Source organism: Streptococcus sp. 1001283B150225_161107_H12, assembly GCF_015552665.1.
Classification (GTDB): Bacteria; Bacillota; Bacilli; order Lactobacillales; family Streptococcaceae; genus Streptococcus.
Genome location: NZ_JADNFC010000001.1, coordinates 325,165 through 345,620, shown reverse-complemented (window position 1 = coordinate 345,620; position 20,456 = coordinate 325,165). Strand labels below are relative to the sequence as shown.

The 20,456-nt window shown below is 41.6% G+C and carries 16 protein-coding genes; 8 read left to right on the top strand and 8 right to left on the bottom strand.

Annotated features, from left to right (window positions below):
- The first annotated feature begins 33 nt into the window (after window positions 1-33).
- Window positions 34-891, top strand: a complete 858-nt coding sequence (locus tag I2C87_RS01555; RefSeq protein WP_195323729.1) for a metallophosphoesterase — start codon at window positions 34-36, stop codon at window positions 889-891.
- A gap of 56 nt (window positions 892-947) precedes the next feature.
- Here I2C87_RS01555 and I2C87_RS01550 read toward each other — a convergent pair whose 3' ends face one another.
- The 3 genes from I2C87_RS01550 to I2C87_RS01540 all read right to left on the bottom strand — a co-directional run bounded on the left by I2C87_RS01550 (window position 948) and on the right by I2C87_RS01540 (window position 5,003).
- A complete protein-coding gene (locus I2C87_RS01550) occupies window positions 948-1,616 on the bottom strand; it encodes an MIP/aquaporin family protein (RefSeq protein ID WP_006595935.1) in 669 nt (222 codons plus the stop codon).
- A gap of 123 nt (window positions 1,617-1,739) precedes the next feature.
- Window positions 1,740-4,424 (bottom strand): cation-translocating P-type ATPase, encoded by a 2,685-nt coding sequence (locus I2C87_RS01545; protein WP_195323728.1) that lies wholly within the window; start codon window positions 4,422-4,424, stop codon window positions 1,740-1,742.
- Window positions 4,425-4,619: 195 nt separating this feature from the next.
- Window positions 4,620-5,003, bottom strand: a complete 384-nt coding sequence (locus I2C87_RS01540) for a DUF1934 domain-containing protein (protein ID WP_061564180.1) — start codon at window positions 5,001-5,003, stop codon at window positions 4,620-4,622.
- A gap of 110 nt (window positions 5,004-5,113) precedes the next feature.
- Between I2C87_RS01540 and I2C87_RS01535 the strand changes: the two genes are divergently transcribed.
- The 4 genes from I2C87_RS01535 to I2C87_RS01520 are packed head-to-tail and all read left to right on the top strand — an operon-like array spanning window position 5,114 to window position 9,621.
- Window positions 5,114-6,424: an HD domain-containing protein gene (locus I2C87_RS01535; RefSeq protein ID WP_140814167.1), complete on the top strand. Its 1,311-nt coding sequence runs from the start codon at window positions 5,114-5,116 to the stop codon at window positions 6,422-6,424.
- Entirely contained in the window at window positions 6,414-7,223 is an 810-nt protein-coding gene (gene yidA / locus I2C87_RS01530; protein WP_195323727.1) for a sugar-phosphatase, read from the top strand. The genes I2C87_RS01535 and yidA overlap by 11 nt, the downstream gene beginning before the upstream one ends.
- The gene (locus I2C87_RS01525; RefSeq protein WP_195323726.1) at window positions 7,223-8,437 is read left to right on the top strand and encodes an aminoacyltransferase; all 1,215 of its coding nucleotides are present in this window, start codon (window positions 7,223-7,225) and stop codon (window positions 8,435-8,437) included. The genes yidA and I2C87_RS01525 overlap by 1 nt, the downstream gene beginning before the upstream one ends.
- Before the next feature lie 8 nt (window positions 8,438-8,445).
- A complete protein-coding gene (locus tag I2C87_RS01520; RefSeq protein ID WP_195323725.1) occupies window positions 8,446-9,621 on the top strand; it encodes an aminoacyltransferase in 1,176 nt (391 codons plus the stop codon).
- A 77-nt stretch (window positions 9,622-9,698) separates the two neighbouring features.
- Here I2C87_RS01520 and tpiA read toward each other — a convergent pair whose 3' ends face one another.
- From tpiA to ftsW, 4 genes are all read right to left on the bottom strand, one after another.
- The gene (tpiA, locus tag I2C87_RS01515; RefSeq protein ID WP_125329839.1) at window positions 9,699-10,457 is read right to left on the bottom strand and encodes a triose-phosphate isomerase; all 759 of its coding nucleotides are present in this window, start codon (window positions 10,455-10,457) and stop codon (window positions 9,699-9,701) included.
- Window positions 10,458-10,620: 163 nt separating this feature from the next.
- The gene (tuf, locus tag I2C87_RS01510; RefSeq protein ID WP_006595927.1) at window positions 10,621-11,817 is read right to left on the bottom strand and encodes an elongation factor Tu; all 1,197 of its coding nucleotides are present in this window, start codon (window positions 11,815-11,817) and stop codon (window positions 10,621-10,623) included.
- 310 nt (window positions 11,818-12,127) lie between these two features.
- Entirely contained in the window at window positions 12,128-14,953 is a 2,826-nt protein-coding gene (gene ppc / locus I2C87_RS01505; RefSeq protein WP_195323724.1) for a phosphoenolpyruvate carboxylase, read from the bottom strand.
- A 28-nt stretch (window positions 14,954-14,981) separates the two neighbouring features.
- On the bottom strand, window positions 14,982-16,220 hold the full coding sequence (gene ftsW / locus I2C87_RS01500; RefSeq protein WP_048717375.1) for a cell division peptidoglycan polymerase FtsW: 1,239 nt from the start codon (window positions 16,218-16,220) through the stop codon (window positions 14,982-14,984).
- A gap of 257 nt (window positions 16,221-16,477) precedes the next feature.
- Between ftsW and I2C87_RS01495 the strand changes: the two genes are divergently transcribed.
- From I2C87_RS01495 to I2C87_RS01485, 3 genes are all read left to right on the top strand, one after another.
- Window positions 16,478-17,341: a GH25 family lysozyme gene (locus I2C87_RS01495; RefSeq protein WP_129821895.1), complete on the top strand. Its 864-nt coding sequence runs from the start codon at window positions 16,478-16,480 to the stop codon at window positions 17,339-17,341.
- Window positions 17,342-17,427: 86 nt separating this feature from the next.
- Entirely contained in the window at window positions 17,428-17,901 is a 474-nt protein-coding gene (locus I2C87_RS01490) for an aminoacyl-tRNA deacylase (RefSeq protein ID WP_195323723.1), read from the top strand.
- A gap of 14 nt (window positions 17,902-17,915) precedes the next feature.
- Complete coding sequence (locus I2C87_RS01485) at window positions 17,916-18,539, top strand: histidine phosphatase family protein (RefSeq protein WP_195323722.1); 624 nt, start codon at window positions 17,916-17,918, stop codon at window positions 18,537-18,539.
- Between the two features lie 418 nt (window positions 18,540-18,957).
- On the opposite strand, the gene lysS is transcribed toward I2C87_RS01485, so the two are convergent.
- The gene (lysS, locus tag I2C87_RS01480) at window positions 18,958-20,448 is read right to left on the bottom strand and encodes a lysine--tRNA ligase (protein WP_048717380.1); all 1,491 of its coding nucleotides are present in this window, start codon (window positions 20,446-20,448) and stop codon (window positions 18,958-18,960) included.
- Window positions 20,449-20,456 lie beyond the last annotated feature (8 nt).

Here is a 20,456-nt window from a genome sequence, read left to right as displayed (position 1 = left end):
CTCTTTCTCATCAACTTATGATACACTAGTGATATGACACGTATTGGTTTTATGAGTGACCTGCACCTGGATTCCAATCAGTTTGGCGAGGCCGAACGCATGCAACTCCTGCAGGTCCTACAAGAAGAACAGATTAATCACCTTCATCTAGCTGGTGACATTTCCAATGACTTTAAACAGATAAGCCTTCCCTTCATTCGGGACATCCAAAGACAGCTTCCTGTCTCCTTTAACCTGGGCAATCACGATATGCTATTTCTTTCAGAAGAAGAAATCAAACAGTACGATTTTCAGGTCCAGACCTTTGGGGATAACCATTTAGTATCTCTTGCTGGATGGTACGATTATAGCTTTGTTCCTGAAAAGAGCAAGGAGGCCCATCTACGTACCAAGAATACTTTCTGGTTTGATCGAAGATTGGAACGTCCTTTAGATGATCCAAGGATCACGCAAGAAGTCCTCTTCCGATTGGATCAGGTCCTCGCTTCTTTAGATGGTAGAATCATCGTCGCTCTTCACTTTGTCCCCCACAAGGACTTCCTCGTTAGCCACCCCTACTTTCAGAATTTTAATGCCTTCTTAGGTAGTCAAGCTTTTCACGATCTCTTTGTAAAGCACGAGGTAGCGGATGTCGTCTTCGGACACTTGCATCATCGCCATCCTTCCAGAGCCATCGATAACGTCCACTATCACATGCGGCCTCTTGGCTATATTCGAGAGTGGCAACTAACAGAAGACTTTTTCAAGGCCTATCCACAGTACAAGATCCCTGACATGTATCGTCTTCATAAACGTTACAACGCTGTGAAAGACTTACCTGAATTTCATCAATACAAAAGACAACAGTTAGCAAGCGAATTTCGTCAGGCTTTAACCATCCTTGACTGCTAAAAAGAAAAAGATTTCGCCCCCATAGGGAATCGAAATCTTTTTTTCGTTAAAATGGCTTAAGCTTCAGTTTCAAGGAGATTCTTTGCAACAAGCGCTGCCAAGACACCACCAACGATTGGAGCAAGGATAAAGATCCAAATTTGTTGGAGGGCTGCACCACCTACAAAGAGTGCAGGAGCCAAGCTACGAGCTGGGTTTACAGAAAGACCTGTAATGTTCAAACCAACAAGAATGATCAAGGTCAAGCTCAAACCGATGACAAGACCAGCAATCTTCCCGTTTCCTTTAGAAGCTGATGTCACTGTCATGATGACCAAGATAAAGATAAAGGATGCAATCACTTCAAACAAGAAACCGCCAAATGGAGTTACTCCTTTAGCCAAGGCATTTTCACCAAGACTAGCTGTTGACATACCGGAATTGGACAAAAGGAAGAAGACAGAAGCAGTCGCAAGGAAAGCTCCCACTACTTGAGCTACAATGTAGTTAACCAAGTCTTTAGATGACAAGCGTTTGTTGACAAACATAGCAATCGAAACAGCAGGATTCAAGTGAGCACCAGAAACAGTCCCGATAGAGTATGCAGCTGCAACAATGGACAAACCAAATGCCAAGGCAATTCCTAAATGCCCAAGACCTTCAGTCCCATTTCCAAAAACAACGGCGCCAGTCCCGATAAAAACAAGCATAAAAGTGCCGATTACTTCAGCAAAAAACTTTTTCATAATATAAGTTTCCTTTCTTCAAACTGTTGTCTAGTGTATCAAAAATCTAGTCTTGCCTCAAGAAATATGCCCAGACATTTCTGTACACAAAAAAGCCATCCGAAGATGACTTTTCATGATTGTTTAAATAGCGTTTTTATCTTTTCCAAGCGCTCGTTGGACTGCTTTAACAATCTCAACAAGGACCACGATCATAAGTGCTCCTACGGCAACAACCATCCATTGAGTCAAGCTCAAGTTTGAAACGTGGAAGAGATTATTAAATCCAGGAACCAAAATTGTCACCACAAAGAGTACAAAGGCAACTGGGATAGACCAGTTAAAGGTCTTGTTGGTAAAGAGTCCCACTTTAAAGATTGATTGGTAAACCGACTTAACGTTAAAGGCATGGAGCAATTGGATCAAACCGAGAGTTGCAAAAGCCATGGTAAGGGCATCCGCATGGATTTCAGTATGACTTTGGTGCTCTGGGAAGAGAAGAGCCCAACCATAAACACCTAAAACTAGCATCGTTTGGAAGATCCCTTGATAAATGATTGCTCCGAAGACACCACCATCAAAGAAGTTAGACTTACGGCCACGCGGTTTGTGAGTCATAACGCCTGGCTCAGCTGGTTCCACACCAAGGGCGATGGCTGGTAGCGTATCTGTTACCAAGTTAATCCATAGCAAATGCACTGGTTGAAGCACATCCCAACCTAACAAGGTAGCAAAGAAGATGGTGAAGACTTCAGCCATATTAGCAGACAAGAGGTATTGGATTGATTTTTGGATATTGGAGAAGACTTTACGTCCTTCTTCTACCGCTACGATAATGGTTGCAAAGTTATCATCGGCGAGGACCATATCAGAAGCTCCCTTAGAAACCTCTGTACCTGTAATCCCCATACCGATACCGATATCAGCTGTTTTAAGCGATGGCGCGTCATTGACCCCGTCACCTGTCATGGCAACAACCTTACCTTCTTTTTGCCATGCTTTCACGATACGAACCTTGTGTTCAGGAGATACACGCGCGTAGACAGAGTATTGCTTGAAGACTTTTTGGAATTCTTCATCCGTGAGTTCATTCAACTCAGCACCAGTGAAGACATGGTCTTCTGTATCATTTGGATCGATGATACCGAGACGTTTAGCAATAGCTTCAGCAGTATCTTGGTGGTCACCCGTGATCATAATCGGACGGATACCCGCTTCCTTAGCAACACGAACAGCTTCTGCAGCTTCTGGGCGCTCAGGGTCAATCATTCCGACCAAACCAGAGAAGATGAGGTCAGATTCAACAATTTCAGATTCCAAGGTTGGAATTTCGTTACTTGTCTTGTAAGCCATCATCAAGACACGAAGGGCTTGTTTAGCCAAGTCTTTGTTGGTTGCAAGGATAGCATTTTTATCTTCTTCTGTGATTGGGCGAACTTCCCCATTGACTTCAATACGACTCACGCGCTTGAGCAATTGGTCAGGTGCACCCTTGACAGCGATAAAGTAAGAACCGTCTGCTTCCTTATGAATGGTAGACATGAGTTTACGGTCTGAGTCAAATGGCAATTCAGCCACACGTGGCTCATCCTTCAAGACTTCACGAACATCAAAGTTGTGGTCCAAACCAAACTGTACAAGAGCTGTCTCCGTTGGATCCCCAATCAGCTTGCCAGATGGGTCCACCTTAGTGTCATTGGCAAAGTTCATGATACGTAGCGTATTGTTGTTAGCAGCAATTTCAGATGCCGAGCTTTGCAATTGACCGTTGGTATAAACCTTTTCAACAGTCATTTGGTTCATAGTCAAAGTACCTGTTTTATCAGATGCGATGATTTCTGTTGAACCGAGAGTCTCAACCGCTGGCAATTTACGGACGATTGAATTCCGTTTTGCAAGGGTTGTAGTTCCCAAAGATAGAACGATGGTTACAATAGCAGGAAGCCCTTCTGGAATAGCCGCAACCGCAAGGGCAACCGCCACCATCAAGCCTTCTAATGGATGTTCGCCACGAACAAAGACACCAACCAAGAAGGTAATCACTGCAATCACAATGATTAAGTAAGTCAAGGCCTTAGATAATTGTTCCAAGCTTTGCTTCAATGGTGTTTCTGTCTCGTCAGCATTAGCCAACATGTCCGCAATCTTACCAACTTCAGTATACATACCAGTGTTAGTCACGACACCAATACCACGACCGTAAGTTACGTTTGAGTTTTGGTAACCCATATTAACTCGGTCCCCAATACCAGCATCTGCTTCAACAAGTCCTGTCACATCTTTTTCAACTGGCACAGACTCCCCTGTAAGAGCTGCTTCTTCGATTTTAAGAGAAGCTGCTTCAAACAAACGCATATCAGCAGGTACAACATCCCCTGCTTCTAGCAAGACGATGTCCCCAGGCACCAATTCTTTTGAGTCAATCTCAATGACATGACCGTCACGACGAACACGAGCCATCGGGCTAGACATATTTTTCAACGCTTCAATAGCTGCTTCAGCTTGCCCTTCTTGGTAAACACCAAAGGCTGCATTCAGGACAACTACGGCCAAGATGATAATGGCATCTGTTAAGCCGTCCATTCCTTCTGTAATGACAGAAAGTGCCGCAGCCGCAAGCAAGATAATAATCATCAAATCCTTAAATTGATCAAGGAATTTAGCTAGTAGGCTACGTTTTTCGCCCTCTTCCAACTCATTTCGACCATAAGTCGCTAAGCGTTCTTGAGCTTGAGCAGTTGACAAACCTTCGATAGATGAGTCCAAATTCTTTAGGACTTCCTCAGAAGATTGCGTGTAAAACAAATCTTTATTTTGTTCTTTTGACAAAACAGTCTCCTCCTTTTTTGGTCTCTTTTTACAAAAAAAGAGACCTGTTTTTTTAAAAAAACAAGTCTCGCTGTTTAATATAGTGCCGGAAATAATTCGGAATGACGACACTATCGCGGTTAACCGCCAGCTACTCCCTTGAGTAGTTTCATTATACCACACCTTGTAAAAATATCAAGAAAAACTACTGATAAACTAGTCTCCCCATGTCAATTCTAAGCGATAGGTTGCGAATTGTTGACTTCCATCTGCCGTTAACAACTGATAGGACAAACCAAGCTTATTTTGCTCCAATCTATATTCCTGAGTATCAATCACAAACTGCTGCATGCCTAGGGGAGTTGGAATGAGCGCATGACCTTTCTCTGAAACTATAAATTTCATGATGGATTTTGGCGTTGAAAAGCGAGTCATGGTCAATTCTTGATCATGAAATTTCAAAGCGACTTTTTCTCCTTCTTCGTTGGTGTAGAGCAGATAGTGATAGCCGCCTTTTTCCTTCCATTCCCCTTCGTAATATTGGTCCATCACTTCCAGTTGATCATCAAATTGAATCTGATTTTGTATTCTAATCTTCAAAAGTTCCCATCCTTTCCCTCTTTCCTTTATTTTACCAAAAACTTCTATCTTTTTCCTATTGCAACCATCTCTCGATACCAATTTAGGCCGTTTTCTGCTATAATAGTGGCATGAATGAAAAAGTATTTCGGGATCCTGTGCACAACTATATTCACGTGGATCACCCAGTCATTTACAAGCTCATTAATACAAAAGAATTTCAACGACTACGTCGCATCAAACAGTTAGGAACCTCTGGGTTTACCTTTCATGGGGGCGAGCATAGTCGTTTTTCGCACTGTCTAGGTGCCTATGAAATTGCTCGGCGCATCCTATCAATCTTTGATGAGAAATACACCGACCAATGGGACTCAAGCGAATCCCTTCTCACCATGGTTGCCGCCTTGCTCCATGATATCGGACACGGCGCTTATTCGCATACCTTTGAAGGGCTATTTGATACTGATCATGAAAAAATGACCCAGGAAATTATTACCTGTCCTGAAACAGAAATCTACCAGGTATTAATTCAAGTAGCACCAGACTTCCCTCAAAAGGTAGCCAGTGTTATCGACCACACCTACCCTAATAAACAGGTGGTGCAGTTAATCTCTAGTCAGATTGATGTCGATCGCATGGATTACCTTCTACGAGACGCCTACTTCACTGGGGCTTCTTACGGGAATTTTGATTTAACTCGTATATTGCGTGTCATTCGCCCAGTAGAAAACGGAATTGCTTTTCAGGTCAATGGGATGCATGCGGTTGAAGATTATGTTGTTTCTCGCTATCAAATGTATATGCAGGTCTACTTTCATCCAGCCACCAGAGCAATGGAAGTCCTATTGCAGAACCTGCTCAAGCGGGCACGTCATCTCTACCTTGCGCATAAAGAGTTCTTTCAAGTGACTTCTCCTCGACTAATTCCTTTTTTTGAGCACCAAGTTAGCCTGGCCGATTACTTGGCTTTGGACGACGGCGTTATGAATACCTACTTTCAATCTTGGATGGAGAGTCCTGACTCCGTACTCTCTGATTTGGCCCAGCGTTTTATCAATCGCAAGGTTTTCAAATCCATTCTCTTTCAAGATAAGGATGAAGAACAATTAGCTGCTCTCAAACAATTGATTCAAGAGGTCGGTTTCGATCCAACCTATTATACGGCTATTCATCGAAACTTTGACCTTCCTTACGACGTTTACCGACCAGATTCAGAAAAACCTCGTACTCAAATTGAGATCATCCAGAAGGATGGAAATTTAGCTGAACTATCCCTTCTCTCTCCTATCGTTGCTTCCTTAGCCGGTAGCAGACAAGGGGATAACCGCTTCTATTTCCCAAAAGAAATGTTGCTTGAAAATAGCTTATTTACACCTCAACTACAATTATTCCAGTCCTATATTGTTAACGATACCTTCACAGGAGAAAAAGATGAACATTAAACTTGTTGCACTTGATATCGATGGGACTCTTTTAACATCTGACGGCCAAATAACCCCCGAAGTTTTTCAAGCCATCCAAGATGCCAAAGCTCAAGGGGTCCATGTTGTCTTAGCAACTGGTCGTCCTCGTTCTGGTGTCCTTCAATTGTTAGAAGAACTTCATTTGGATCAACCAGGTGACCTCGTCATCACCTTCAATGGAGGACTGGTTCAAGATGCCCATACTGGCGAAACGCTCTATGAAGAACACCTCTCCTACAATGACTATTTAGACATTGAAGTGCTAGCTCGCAAATTAGCGGTTCCTATGCACGCTAGTACCAAGTCTGGCATTTATACAGCCAATCGTAACATTGGTACCTACACTGTCCATGAAGCCAAATTGGTCCACTCGGATCTTTTCTACCGGACTCCAGAAGAAATGGAGCATCATACGGTGCTCAAGTGTATGTATGTCGATGAACCGGAAGTCTTAGAAAGAATCATCTCCTCTATTCCAGATAGTTTTTACGACCGTTTTACGATTGTGCGTTCTGCACCTTTTTACCTTGAGATCTTGCCTAAGACAGTTGATAAGGGCCAGGCCCTCTTACACTTAGCCTCCAAGTTACACTTAAGTCCAGAACAAGTAATGGCGGTCGGCGATCAAGAAAACGACCAGGCCATGCTAGAAGTTGCTGGTCTCCCAGTCGCGATGGACAATGCTAGTCCTGAATTAAAAAAGATTGCGAAAGTTGTTACGCGATCCAACGATGAGTCGGGTGTTGCTTACGCCCTTAGAAAGTGGGTACTCCATTAATGTATACTTACAAAATCGGCATTACTGCCGAAGAACATGATGAATTCGTTAAAACTAGCCCCCAAACCAATTTGCTTCAGAGCGCCGATTGGGCAAAAATCAAGGACAACTGGGGCAATGAGCGCCTTGGCGTTTACCAAGATCACAAACTAGTCGCTGTCGCAAGTATTTTAATCCAGCCACTTCCACTTGGTTTTACCATGCTCTATATCCCACGTGGACCTATTATGGATTACCAAAACAGCGAATTAGTAGCCTTCATGCTCCAATCCATCAAAACATATGCTAAAAGCAAGCGTGCTGTCTTCGCCAAGTTTGATCCCTCCCTTTTCCTAAGAAAAGGATTAATCGGCCAAGAAACAAGTGATCAAGAGGCTACTTTGGCGATTATCCAATCCTTAAAAGAATGTGGAGTGGAATGGGTTGGACGGACAGAAGACATGGGAGAAACCATTCAACCACGCTTCCAGGCCAATATCTACAAGGAATACTTCACTGAGGACCAACTGTCCAAATCTACCAAGCAAGCCATTCGGACTGCTCGAAATAAAGGAGTTGAAGTCATCTTTGGAGGCACTGAACTCTTAGACGAATTTGCAGCTCTGATGAAAAAGACAGAAGCGCGAAAAGGTATCCATCTTCGTGGAAGAGACTATTATGAGAAACTGCTAACAACCTATGCAGGACAATCTTATATCACTCTCTCAAGAATTAACTTAGCTCAACGTCTTGCTTCACTCAAGGAACAGCTGGAAAAAAACCAAGCCGAAGCTAGTCGTTTTAACGAAAAAACAAAACCAGGCAAGATCGATAATAACCGTCAAGAAAAAGAACGCTTGGAAGAAGAAATCCAATTTCTCCATCAAGAGCTAAAAGCAGGCCAAGAGATTGTTTCTCTTTCTGGAACCTTAACTCTTGAATTTGGAGGCACTTCAGAGAATGTCTATGCAGGAATGGATGAGAACTTCCGCCGCTATCAACCAGCTATTTTGACTTGGTATGAAACAGCCCAGCATGCCTTTGACCATGGAGCTACTTGGCAAAATATGGGAGGAGTTGAGAACCAGTTAGATGGGGGACTCTACCACTTCAAGTCAAAATTTAATCCAATGATCGAAGAATTTGTTGGCGAATTCAACCTCCAAACTAGCATGCTTTATCCCCTTGTTAACAAGGCCTATCAGTTACGAAAAAAACTAAGAAATAAACAGTAAGGTGACCTATGACATTCAAGATTATTAGTAGGGAAGAATTTTACCAACACTCTCTTACTACTTCCAATCACTCTTTTTTACAGAGTATTGAAATGGCTGATTTGCTTCAAAAAAGAGGCGCAACCATTCAATATATTGGATGGGAAGAGCAAGGAACATTAGCTATCTCTGCCATTTTATACAGCCTACCCATGACTGGAGGCTTGCATTACGAAATCAATAATGGCCCCATCGTGACGGATGCACGCCATCTACCAGATTTTTACAAAGCATTACAGGATTATGTAAAAAAAAATGGTGGTATCGAATTCATTTTAAAACCCTATGACCACTATCAAACTTTCGATAATAATGGAAATCCAACTGAAGAAGAGCAAAAACAACTTCTCCATCCCCTACTGGATCTAGGCTATCAATTTGATGGTTTACAAGTGGGCTATCCTGGAGGAGAGCCAGTTTGGCATTATCTGAAGGACCTCACCGATTTTGATGCAAAATCTCTCCTAAAATCCTTCAACAAGAACTGTAGTCGTAATATTACGACTGCCCTCAACTATGATATTTCTATTCGAAATATTAGTAGAGAGGAAATCCCTCAGTTTAAACAAATTATTGAGGAAACTGGAAAACGTCAAGGTTTTGAAGATAAGAGTCTAGACTACTACTACGATCTCTATGATACATTTGGGAAAAATGCAGAATTTCTCATTGCTGAAATCAATACAGCTGATGCACTCGCTTACTTAGACCAGAAGATTTCCTTGCTGAATCCTTCATCTAAACAATATGAGCAACAGTTGCAAAAGTTAGAGAAACAAAAGACACTTGTCCGTGAGACCTTGGCTGATGAAACTGCTGAAACTGTTCCTTTGGCCTGCGCCCTCATCATCTATAATCCATCAGAAGTGACCTATTTATTTGGTGGTTCGTATACCAAATATCAGAAATTTTCTGCAGCCTTCTTGATTCAATACCATGCAATGAAGCGAGCGTTAGAAAAAGGAATCACCTTATACAATTTCCTAGGCATTCAAGGGATCTTTGACGGATCAGACGGTGTTCTTCGTTTCAAACAGAACTTCAATGGCTACATCGTCCGTAAGATGGGAACCTTCCGTTATTACCCAAATCCTCTGAAATTCAAAGCCTTGTCCCTGATCAAACGAATCTTAGGACGCTCATAAGAAAACAAAAGCCAGCTTACTAGCTGGTTTTTTTAAGATAAAAAAGACGAGAAATCTCTCGTCTTATTTATGTTCGATTAGTTTACGAAGTTCAACAATGCCAAGAAGCTTTCTGGATCAAGTGATGCACCACCAACAAGAGCTCCATCAACGTCTGGACAAGCCATGTATTCAGCAACGTTTTCAGGTTTCACTGAACCACCGTATTGGACACGTACTTTGTCAGCTACTTCTTGACCGAAGTCAGCAGCTACAACGTCACGAACCACTTTACACATTTTTTGTGCATCGTCTTGTGATGCAGATTTACCAGTACCGATCGCCCAGATTGGCTCATAAGCGATAACAGATGCAGCCACTTGCTCAGGAGTCAAACCAGCCAGAGCAGCAGATACTTGAGCACCTACGAATTCTGCTGCTTTACCAGCTTCGTAAGTTTCAAGGCTTTCACCACAACAGATGATTGGAAGCAAACCATTAGCAAAGATTGCTTTTGCTTTTTTGTTGATGTCTTCGTCTGTTTCGTGGAAGTAATCACGACGTTCTGAGTGACCGATCACAACATAGTCAGTACCGATTTCTTTCAAAACTTGTGGGCTAGTTTCACCAGTGAAGGCACCAGAGTTTTCAAAGTAGCAGTTTTGAGCAGCAACTTTAAGGTTTGAACCTTTAGCAGCAGCAAGAACAGTTGTCAAGTCAAGAGCAGGTGCAGCAATCCCAGCTTCAACAAGATCAGATGAAGGAAGTTTTGATGCTACTGCTTCAACGAATGCTTTAGCTTCTTCTGGGTTTTTGTTCATTTTCCAGTTACCAGCAATAAATGGTTTACGTGACATTTCACATACCTCGTTTTTCTAATTTTATACTAACTATTTTACCATAATTTTCGTGATAATGAAAGGTTGCACAAACTCTTTTACTTTTTAAAACAATAAAAACCCCGTCTTCACGGGGTTTTCTGTCTGTCTATATAATTGTTAATCTGGGAACTAGATCGAATTAAGCTTCGATTTCAGTAACCATACCTGAACCAACAGTACGTCCACCTTCACGGATAGAGAATGTAGTACCTTGTTCAACGGCGATTGGGTGGATCAACTCAACGTCGATAGTCACGTTATCACCAGGCATTACCATTTCAGTTCCTGCTGGAAGTTCGATAGATCCAGTTACGTCAGTTGTACGGAAGTAGAACTGTGGACGGTAGTTGTTGAAGAATGGAGTATGACGTCCACCTTCTTCTTTAGTAAGGATGTAAACTTCACCTTTGAATTTAGTGTGTGGGTTGATTGAACCTGGTTTAGCGATAACTTGTCCACGTTCGATTTCATCACGTTGGATACCACGAAGAAGCACACCAACGTTGTCCCCTGCAAGACCTTCGTCAAGTTGTTTACGGAACATTTCAACACCAGTAACAACCGCTTTTTGGATTTCTTCTTTAATACCAACGATTTCGATTTCGTCGTTGACTTTGACGATACCACGGTCGATACGTCCTGATGCTACAGTACCACGTCCAGTGATTGAGAATACGTCTTCGACTGGAAGAAGCAATGGTTTGTCAGTATCGCGTTCTGGTTCTGGGATGTACTCATCAACAGTGTTCATCAAGTCCATGATGATGTCTTCGTATTTAGCATCACCTTCAAGAGCTTTAAGAGCTGAACCTTGGATAACTGGAAGGTCATCACCTGGGAAATCGTATTCTGAAAGAAGGTCACGGATTTCCATTTCAACCAATTCAAGCAATTCTTCATCGTCAACCAAGTCAACTTTGTTCATGAAGACGATCAAGTGTTTAACACCAACCTGACGTGAAAGAAGGATGTGCTCACGAGTTTGTGGCATTGGTCCGTCAGTTGAAGCTACTACAAGGATAGCTCCGTCCATTTGAGCGGCACCAGTGATCATGTTTTTAACGTAGTCCGCGTGTCCTGGAGCGTCGATGTGAGCGTAGTGACGTTTTTCAGTTTCGTACTCAACGTGCGCAGTGTTGATAGTGATACCGCGTTCGCGTTCTTCTGGAGCAGCATCGATAGACGCATAGTCTTTAGGTTGGTTAACTGATGAAGGCAAGCGACGTGCCAAAACAGTTGTGATAGCTGCAGTTAGGGTAGTTTTACCGTGGTCAACGTGTCCGATAGTACCAATGTTAACGTGTGGTTTACTACGATCGTATTTTTCTTTTGCCATTTGAGTAAAAGCCTCCAATAAAATATATTTTATAGATAGACAGTAGGCAATACAGTCTAACTTTCCTTACTATTTTATCAAATTTCGTCTAAATTGCAAGTGTTTTACTAGCTTTTTTTCTTATTTCTTTTTTCTTAAAGGAATTTATCCAAATGAAAGTTTGTGAAATCTCATTTCCACTTCTTTTTTGAAATAAACAGCTAGATATTTCATTCTTTGCGACCAATTTTCGAGTTTTTTCACAATCATTTTCACTATATTCCAGTAAAAAACCAATCCCTTTAATCGGGATTGGTTTTAAGGTTCACGATTAACCAGAATTACGCAATCCTGTTGCGACACCATTGATCGTGATATGAATCAACTTGTCCTGATCAGCAGGCAATTCGCCGCGTCTCTGGCGTTTAATTAATTCTAATTGAATATAGTTTAGAACATTAAAGTATGGCATACGATAATCTAAACTATCTTTTAGATAAGGGTTCTCAGCTAAGAGTTCATCATGACCTTCAATCTGTAAAATAACATCCTTAGTTAATTGCCACTCGTCCAGGATAATATTGAAGATGTCACGAACCTCCTCTTCCTCACAAAGCTTGGCGTATTCAAAAGCAATGTTCATATTGGCTTTTGAGAGCACCATGTCTACGTTTGAAAGAAGAGACTTGAAGAATGGCCATTTTTGGTACATATAACGCAAGGTTTCAATGTTTTCAGGATCTGCATCAATAAATTCTTTAAAACTAGAGCCTACACCGTACCAGCCAGGGAACATCACCCGGCTCTGTGACCATGAGAAGACCCAAGGAATAGCACGCAAGCCACCGATTTCTTTGATGGTCTTACGGGCTGCTGGACGGGAACCAATATTGAAACTAGAAATGGCCTTAATCGGACTGGATTCGAAGAAGTAATCATAGAAATGCTCATTGCCAAACACCAGTTCACGATAAATATCGTAGCTACGATTGACAATCTGGTCCATAATCTCATTGTACTGATCGGACATACTCTTTTCACTCTTCTGCTTAGCAATCATCCGGTTAATCGTTGCAGATACCAACATTTCCAAGTTGTAATAAGCTGCATCCTTGTTCCCATATTTATTGCCAATAACCTCGCCTTGCTCCGTCAAACGAATGCGGTCATTAATGGATCTCAATGGTTGTGAGGTGATGGCTTCATAGGTTGGACCACCCCCACGACCAACCGTTCCCCCACGGCCATGGAAGAAGGTAATTTTGACACCAAACTCGTCGCCAATCGCTGTTAATTGTTGCTGGGCCTTATAAAGAGTCCAACAAGAAGATAGATAACCACCATCTTTGTTACTATCTGAATAACCAAGCATAATTTCTTGGTAGTTATTCTTAGAAGCAATCCAGCGTTTAGCAATTGGAAGTGATAGATACTTTCTCATTGTATCTTCAGATTGATCCAAGTCTTCGATCGTCTCAAAGAGGGGAACAATTTGCACACGTGCGCTTTCCTTGTCAATCAGTCCCACTTCTTTCAACATGATAGCCAACTCAAGCATATCCGATACACTGGTTGCATGAGAAATAATGGTTTGGCGAATAACATCTTCTCCTAAGCGGTCTTTTAATTCACGCGCTGTTTGGAAAATAGCTAATTCTTTTTCAAGCAATTCTGATTTTTCTGCATGGGTAGCAGATAAAATACGAGGATCTTCTAACAACTCTTGTAAAAGCAACTCGCACTTTTCGTCTTCTGACAAATCACTGTAATGGTCATTGATTCCAGCTTCTTTGAGAAGTTCCGCAACACAAGCTTCATGGACACTCGAATCTTGACGCATATCGATCGAAGCCAAGAAGAATCCAAAGACTTCTACTGCTTCTAATAACTCAGCAAACTCCCCTGAGATTAAAGCTTCTGCCTTATTTTCAATCAATGACTCTTGAATAAGGGTCAAATCCTGTTTAAATTCTTCAACTGTTTCGTAATAAGGAGGGCGATCTTCTGCCAACTCTTGGATGGCACCACTGATTCGGGTACCGATATAATCGGAAACCACTCCTTGTTGATGGGTGTGAGCACCGAGAAGACGCTCAACCGGATGACGGTCATCTACTGTTGAGCCAACGACAGACCATTCCTTGATATTCAACAAGGTTTGGACCAACTTGGATTGAATATAATGGAAGGCCCGACGGTAGGGCTCCTTCTCTCTAAAGACAGATGTATCACTGGAACGGGCTGCCATCTCTTCAACCGCTTGACTGGTTTTTGAAAGGTTGGTAGAGAGGGAGAAGTTCCGATAAAGACTAGAGATTTTCTGAATATAATAGTTCAGAATGACTTCACTTTGAATCGTAGCTGATCGCTTCAAGGTCTCTGCGGTTACAAAAGGATTCCCATCCCGGTCTCCACCGATCCACATTCCCATCGTAATCGGTTTGGGGTGTTGCAACTCAATCCCCTGCTCCTTGGCAAGACGTTTGTATTCCAACATTAAGTTAGGAACAGCCTGAAGGAAGGAACTATTATAGTATTCCATGACGTTGGTAATCTCATTGGTTACCTTGAGTTTCTTTTCACGAATCATATCGGTTTGCATCATAATTTCGATATTACGACGCAAATTGTTGTACCATTTGGTTTCGTTCATCAAGCCAGCTTTTACATCTCGATGTTGGCGTAAAAGACTGTGAATGTGAGTGGTTAAGTCCAACATGGTTTTCCGTTGCACTTGGGTCGGATGAGCGGTCAATACCGGTACTACATTGAGGTGCTCCAAGATTTCCTGAGCATTTTCAGTCTCAGCCACCTCGCGAATGGTGGACGATAGTTTCCCTAGATAGTCCTGCCCCACATTATTTTGATGATTGATTTCAAAAGCCAAATCGACATCTTCAGAGATATTAATCAACAAGGGGAGAATGGCAAAGTAGCGAGAAATCACAGTCATCTCTTCATTTGATAGCTCTTTGACAATTTGATCCAATTTTAAATAGTCTTTTGAAACAGATAGTTTTTTCAATTCAAGAATCTTATCAAAGGTTTCTGGACTCACCAAATTTTTAGCAATATCTTCTAAAATAGTGGTTAAAATCTCAGCTTCTTCTTTGATAATCTCTTTGTTAGTATAGCTCTCTAGTTTTTGTAAAGTCATGATAATTCCTTTCTTTACTCACACCGGTTTAGTAATAGCTCTGAATTTTCTGAGGCTTCTCGTAAGAAGGGGCCTCTTGAGTAGCTAGGGCGCGCTTTTCACTCGCATCAATATTTAAGACAAGGGCAATCGCAATGGATAAGACCCACAAACTATTTCCTCCTTGTGAAAGGAAGGGGAAGGTCACCCCTGTCGAAGGAATCAGCCCAGAAATTCCACCAATGTTGATGAAGGTTTGGGTCAGGAGCATCCCTCCTATACCAATCGCCATCATTGAATTAAATGGATCTCTTGCCCGAATCCCGACAAGAATAATGCGCAAAATTAAGAAGAACAACAAGGCTAAGATGAGACTAGCTCCCACAAAACCAAGTTCTTCAATAACGATTGAAAAGACAAAGTCTGTATGAGCTTCTGGCAGATACCCTTGCTTTTCAATCGAATTTCCAAGTCCCAAGCCAAACCAGCCCCCATTACTCATGGCGTAATAAGAATTGGCTAGTTGGTGTCCCGAATCTGATAAATCATTAAAGGGGTTGTAAAAAGCACTGAAACGTTTCGCTACATAGCCAAAGACAGGGATTTTAGAGAAACGCTCTACCCCAATTAGCTGAATGGAATAAAGAAGAACGGTTGAGCCTCCCACTAGGATGGCTAATAGGCTTGAAAACCAGCGGTAAGCTATCCCACTTGCACTAATCATAATTAAGGTTGTCAGTGCAAGAATGGTCGCATTTCCTAAGTCTGGCATGATGACCACAATAGCAATCAGGAAGAGCACCATCCAACGCCAATCCGACAAATCTCGAGGAAGCCATTGATTGTGGGTTAACGCTTGGTAATCATATCGTTGAATCTCTTCTTGCTTTTTGGAGAAGACCAAGGCCAAGTACCAGACGATGATAATTTTCAAATACTCAGCTGGCTGAATAGAGAAACCTCCAAAACTCAACCATCCATGCGCACCATTCACCGTATCTGTGATGAAACGTGATAGCAAAAGAAGGATCGTCTCAGCTATAATGAAAATTCCAATGAAGCCCTTTTTCTTAAGGACATTTAATTTCACCTTATAGGTAATCAGAATAGTGATCAAACTTAGAACAAAAAAGATCCCCTGGCTTCTGATCATTCCGAAAGGACTAACCCCTTTTTGGATGGCTAAGGCACTCGTTGTCGAGTAGACTACAATCAATCCCAATACTGACAAAAGGAGGTAAGGGATCAGGATTGAATAGTTTAAAAAATGACGTTTTTCTAATTTCATGTAACACCCATACTTCTAATTTTCAAATTTCATTATATCACCTTTCAATAGTAAAAAAAAGGAAAGACCAAATAAGATTCGGTTTTCACTTTCAAAAGATGATCAAACAGACCAGTCTAACTCTTATTTCTACTTCAACTATTGTGAGGAAGCAAGGAAAATCAATTCTCTGATTCACTATAATATCATCTTATTCTTTCCTGTTTTCGGACCCTTTGTTTTGCCTTTTTCCATCTTTTACGGTAAAATGATTCTGTATGAGAAAAAGGATTAAACCAATTGTCCTCTTTGTCTTTTTCGCAAGTATCTTTTCCTTTTTGATAATTTCTAAAACAGTAGCAGATATCCAAAGGAATCAACTTGCTAGAAACAAGACTCTACAAGAGGCAAAGAAAACCAATCAAACAAAAATCCCATCTTCCTCTTCTTCTGACTCAGTTGAAGAATTAGATCAAGAATTTTTGAATCGACCAATTATTGATATCTCTGGTTGGCAATTGCCAAGCGAGATTGATTATGATCTCTTAGCACAGAATGTTTCTGGAGTCATTGTTCGAGTTCATAGTGGCGCTCAAGCTAAAAAAGAAAATGCTGCAACTTATTTAAATGGAATTGACAAATCATACGAAACTCATATTAAAGAGTTTCAAAAACGAAATATTCCAGTTGCGGTATATGCTTACGTAGCTGCCAAGGACAAAAAAGAAATGGAAAAGGAAGCAGAAGAGTTCTATCAGGCGTCCAAAAAATACAAACCAACCTATTATTGGTTGGATGTAGAAGAAAAAACGATGAATGATATGAACGCTGGAGTGGAAGCTTTCCGTGCCAAGCTAGAATCATTGGGAGCCAAAAATATCGGAATCTATATTGGGACCTATTTCATGGAAGAACATAGTATCTCCACAGATAAATTTACCGCCCTCTGGATTCCAACTTATGGCTATGATGACGGCTACTACAATGCTGCCCCATCTACCGATGACGAGTATGATCTTCATCAGTACACCTCTCAGGGGCAATTGAATGGCTTCACCCACTACTTGGACTTGAACCAGATTGCGCCTACACAAGATCAAGAAAAGATCTACCGAAAACTATTTACAGTCGAAAAAAATTAAAAGAGGCAACTGCCTCTTTTTCTCTTGAACGGAAACTCAAAGAGTGTGATATAATGTTAGGAAATTAAGAGAAAGAGAAGAGTGAGATGGCAAAAAAACAAAAAGTAAAAAAAACATTGGTTGAACAAATCTTGCAAAAAGCAAAAATCAACCATACAGGATTACAAATCAATGCCCTTGAGGGAATCATTCCAGAAGGGATTACGACTGATCAAATCTATAAGACACTGGCTCTAATAGGTGATAAAACTGGTCCCGTCATTGGGATTGTTCCCATCTCTGCCCACTTGTCAGAAAAAAAATTGGCAAAACTATCTGGCAATAAAAAAGTTAGTATGATTCCGCAAAAAGACTTGGAAAAGACGACGGGCTACATTCATGGGGCCAATAATCCTGTTGGCATTCGACAAAAACACAACTACCCTATTTTTATTGACCAGTCAGCCCTTGATCTAGATCAGATGATTGTCTCTGCAGGTGAAGTTGGTCACAGTATTCAAATCAAGGCGCAAGATTTAGCTGATTTTGTCAAGGCTAGCTTCGAGGACTTAGTTGAGTAAAGGATAAAACCAATATGAAATTATATTTTGTCCGTCACGGACGTACTGAGTGGAATGAAGAGGGACGTATCCAAGGGGCAAATGGTGACTCTCCGCTTTTAGAATCTTCCATCCAGCAGTTAAAAGCCTTGGGCCAGCATTTATCTCAAACATACTTTGATGCAGCTTATTCAAGTGACCTGCCTAGAGCTGTCCATACCGCTCAAATCATTCTCGAGCAAAATCAACATCCTATCTCCCTCCAAGAGACTCCTGCTCTACGGGAATGGCGGCTTGGTAGGTTAGAAGGTAGAAAAATTGTGGAGTTGAAGGCTCTCTATCCGGAGGAAATGAAGGCCTTTCGTCATAATTTAGCTGAGTTTCACCACGATATTTTCGGAGCAGAATCCGTTGAAGAAACCACCCAACGGACCGTAAATTTTATCAAAAGTTTAAAAGACAAGTCTGGCGAGGCCATTCTAATCGTTGGCCATGGGGCTAATTTAACCGCTTCTATTCGGAGCCTACTTGGCTATAAAACAGAGGAACTCCGTAAAAATGGCGGTCTCACCAATGCCAGTGTGACCATTTTGACAACAGATGATTTTGAGCACTTTTACTTAGAAACTTGGAATGATACCTCTTATTTGGAGACTTAAAAACACTGATTGCAAGATAATTGTTTTAGAATAGAGGCAAAGTTCACTTAGAAACTTTCCTTAGGTGAATGCGGACGTCAGCGAACTTCGAAGAAGTTCCATGACTAATTAAGATATAAAGGGCGTCTCCGGATAAAGTCAAAATAGGAAGCCTGTGTTCAATTAGTTTTGGACCCCTTCGCTTTTTAATTTCAAAGCTCAGGCTAAAACAGTTTCCCAAACTGTTTTACTCCCAAAACTCCCGAGTTCCTGAAACAATTTAGTTTCAGGAACTTTTCTCACTGCGGAAAGTTTTTAATCTTCTTAAATAACAAAAAAATAAAAGATATTTTTTGAAAATCATCTAGTTGTCTTATGTAAAGCAATAGTCTGTATACATTCAAAAACACTGATCTTGTGATCAGTGTTTTCTTTTAGCTTATTTCATAGTTGGGAAGAGCAATACGTCACGGATAGTAGTCGTATCAGTAAGGAGCATGCAGAGACGGTCGATACCGATTCCCAATCCTCCTGTTGGTGGCATACCATATTCAAGAGCTTCAACGTAGTCGTAGTCAATACCAGTTGCTTCGTCGTCTCCCAATTCTTTGGCACGTGCCTGCGCTTCGAACCGTTCCAATTGGTCGATTGGATCGTTCAATTCTGTAAAGGCATTAGCATATTCCTTGGTCATGATGAAGAGCTCGAAACGATCTGTGAAACGAGGATCCTCATCATTCTTCTTAGCCAATGGAGATACGGCTACAGGGTGTCCATAGACAAAGGTTGGTTGTGTCAAGGTTTCTTCCACATATTCTTCGAAGAAGGCATTGATAATATGCCCCACTTCAGTGTAGTGTTTTTCAACTGGCACATGTTTTTCTTTGGCAAGGGCTACTGCTTCTTCAAAGCTCATTTCCTTCCAGAAGTCAACACCAGCAATTTCCTTAATCGCATCCACCATGTGGACACGCTTGAATGGTTCATTGATCTTGATTTCAGTTCCTTGGTAGTTAACAGGACCATCCCCATGAATAGCTTTCGCAGCGTGTTGGATAATCCCTTCCGTCAAGTCCATAATATCTTGGTAGTCAGCATAGGCTTGGTAGACTTCGATGGAAGTGAATTCTGGATTGTGGGTAGCATCCATTCCTTCATTACGGAAGATACGTCCAATTTCATAAACGCGTTCCATCCCACCAACGATCAGGCGTTTCAAGTGAAGTTCGGTCGCAATCCGAAGTACCATGTCAATGTTTTGGGCATTGTGGTGAGTGATAAACGGACGCGCAGATGCTCCACCAGCTTCATTGTGAAGAACAGGGGTTTCTACCTCAAGGAAGCCTTGACCATCCAAGTAACGACGGATTTCTGAGATAATTTTCGAACGGGTAACAAAGCGGTTAAAGCTTTCACGGTTCGAAATCAAATCCAAGTAGCGTTTGCGGTAGATGGTTTCCACATCAGACAAGCCATGGAATTTTTCAGGCAAGGGACGAAGGGCTTTAGACAAGTGTGTGATGTGAGTAGCTTTGATGGAAAGCTCACCCATATCGGTCCTCATTACTTCTCCTTCTACCCCAAGGAAATCTCCAAGGTCAGCCTTTTTGAAAATTTCATAATTTTCTTCACCAACTGCGTCTTTCCGAACGTAAATTTGGATCTGACCTTCACGGTCTTGAAGGTGGGCAAAACCAACCTTCCCTTTACCACGTTTGGTCACAAGACGGCCTGCAATAATGGCTGTTTCGTTCAAGTCATGAAGTTGTTCTTTATCTAATTCTGAATATTTTTCTTTCAATTGACCAGAATCTGCAGTTCGTTCGAATCGCTTTCCAAATGGGTCGATTCCTTGTTCACGAAGGGCCGCCATCTTTTCACGACGGACAATCTGCTGGTCATTTAATTCTTCCATATGTTCAGTAGTCATTTGGAACC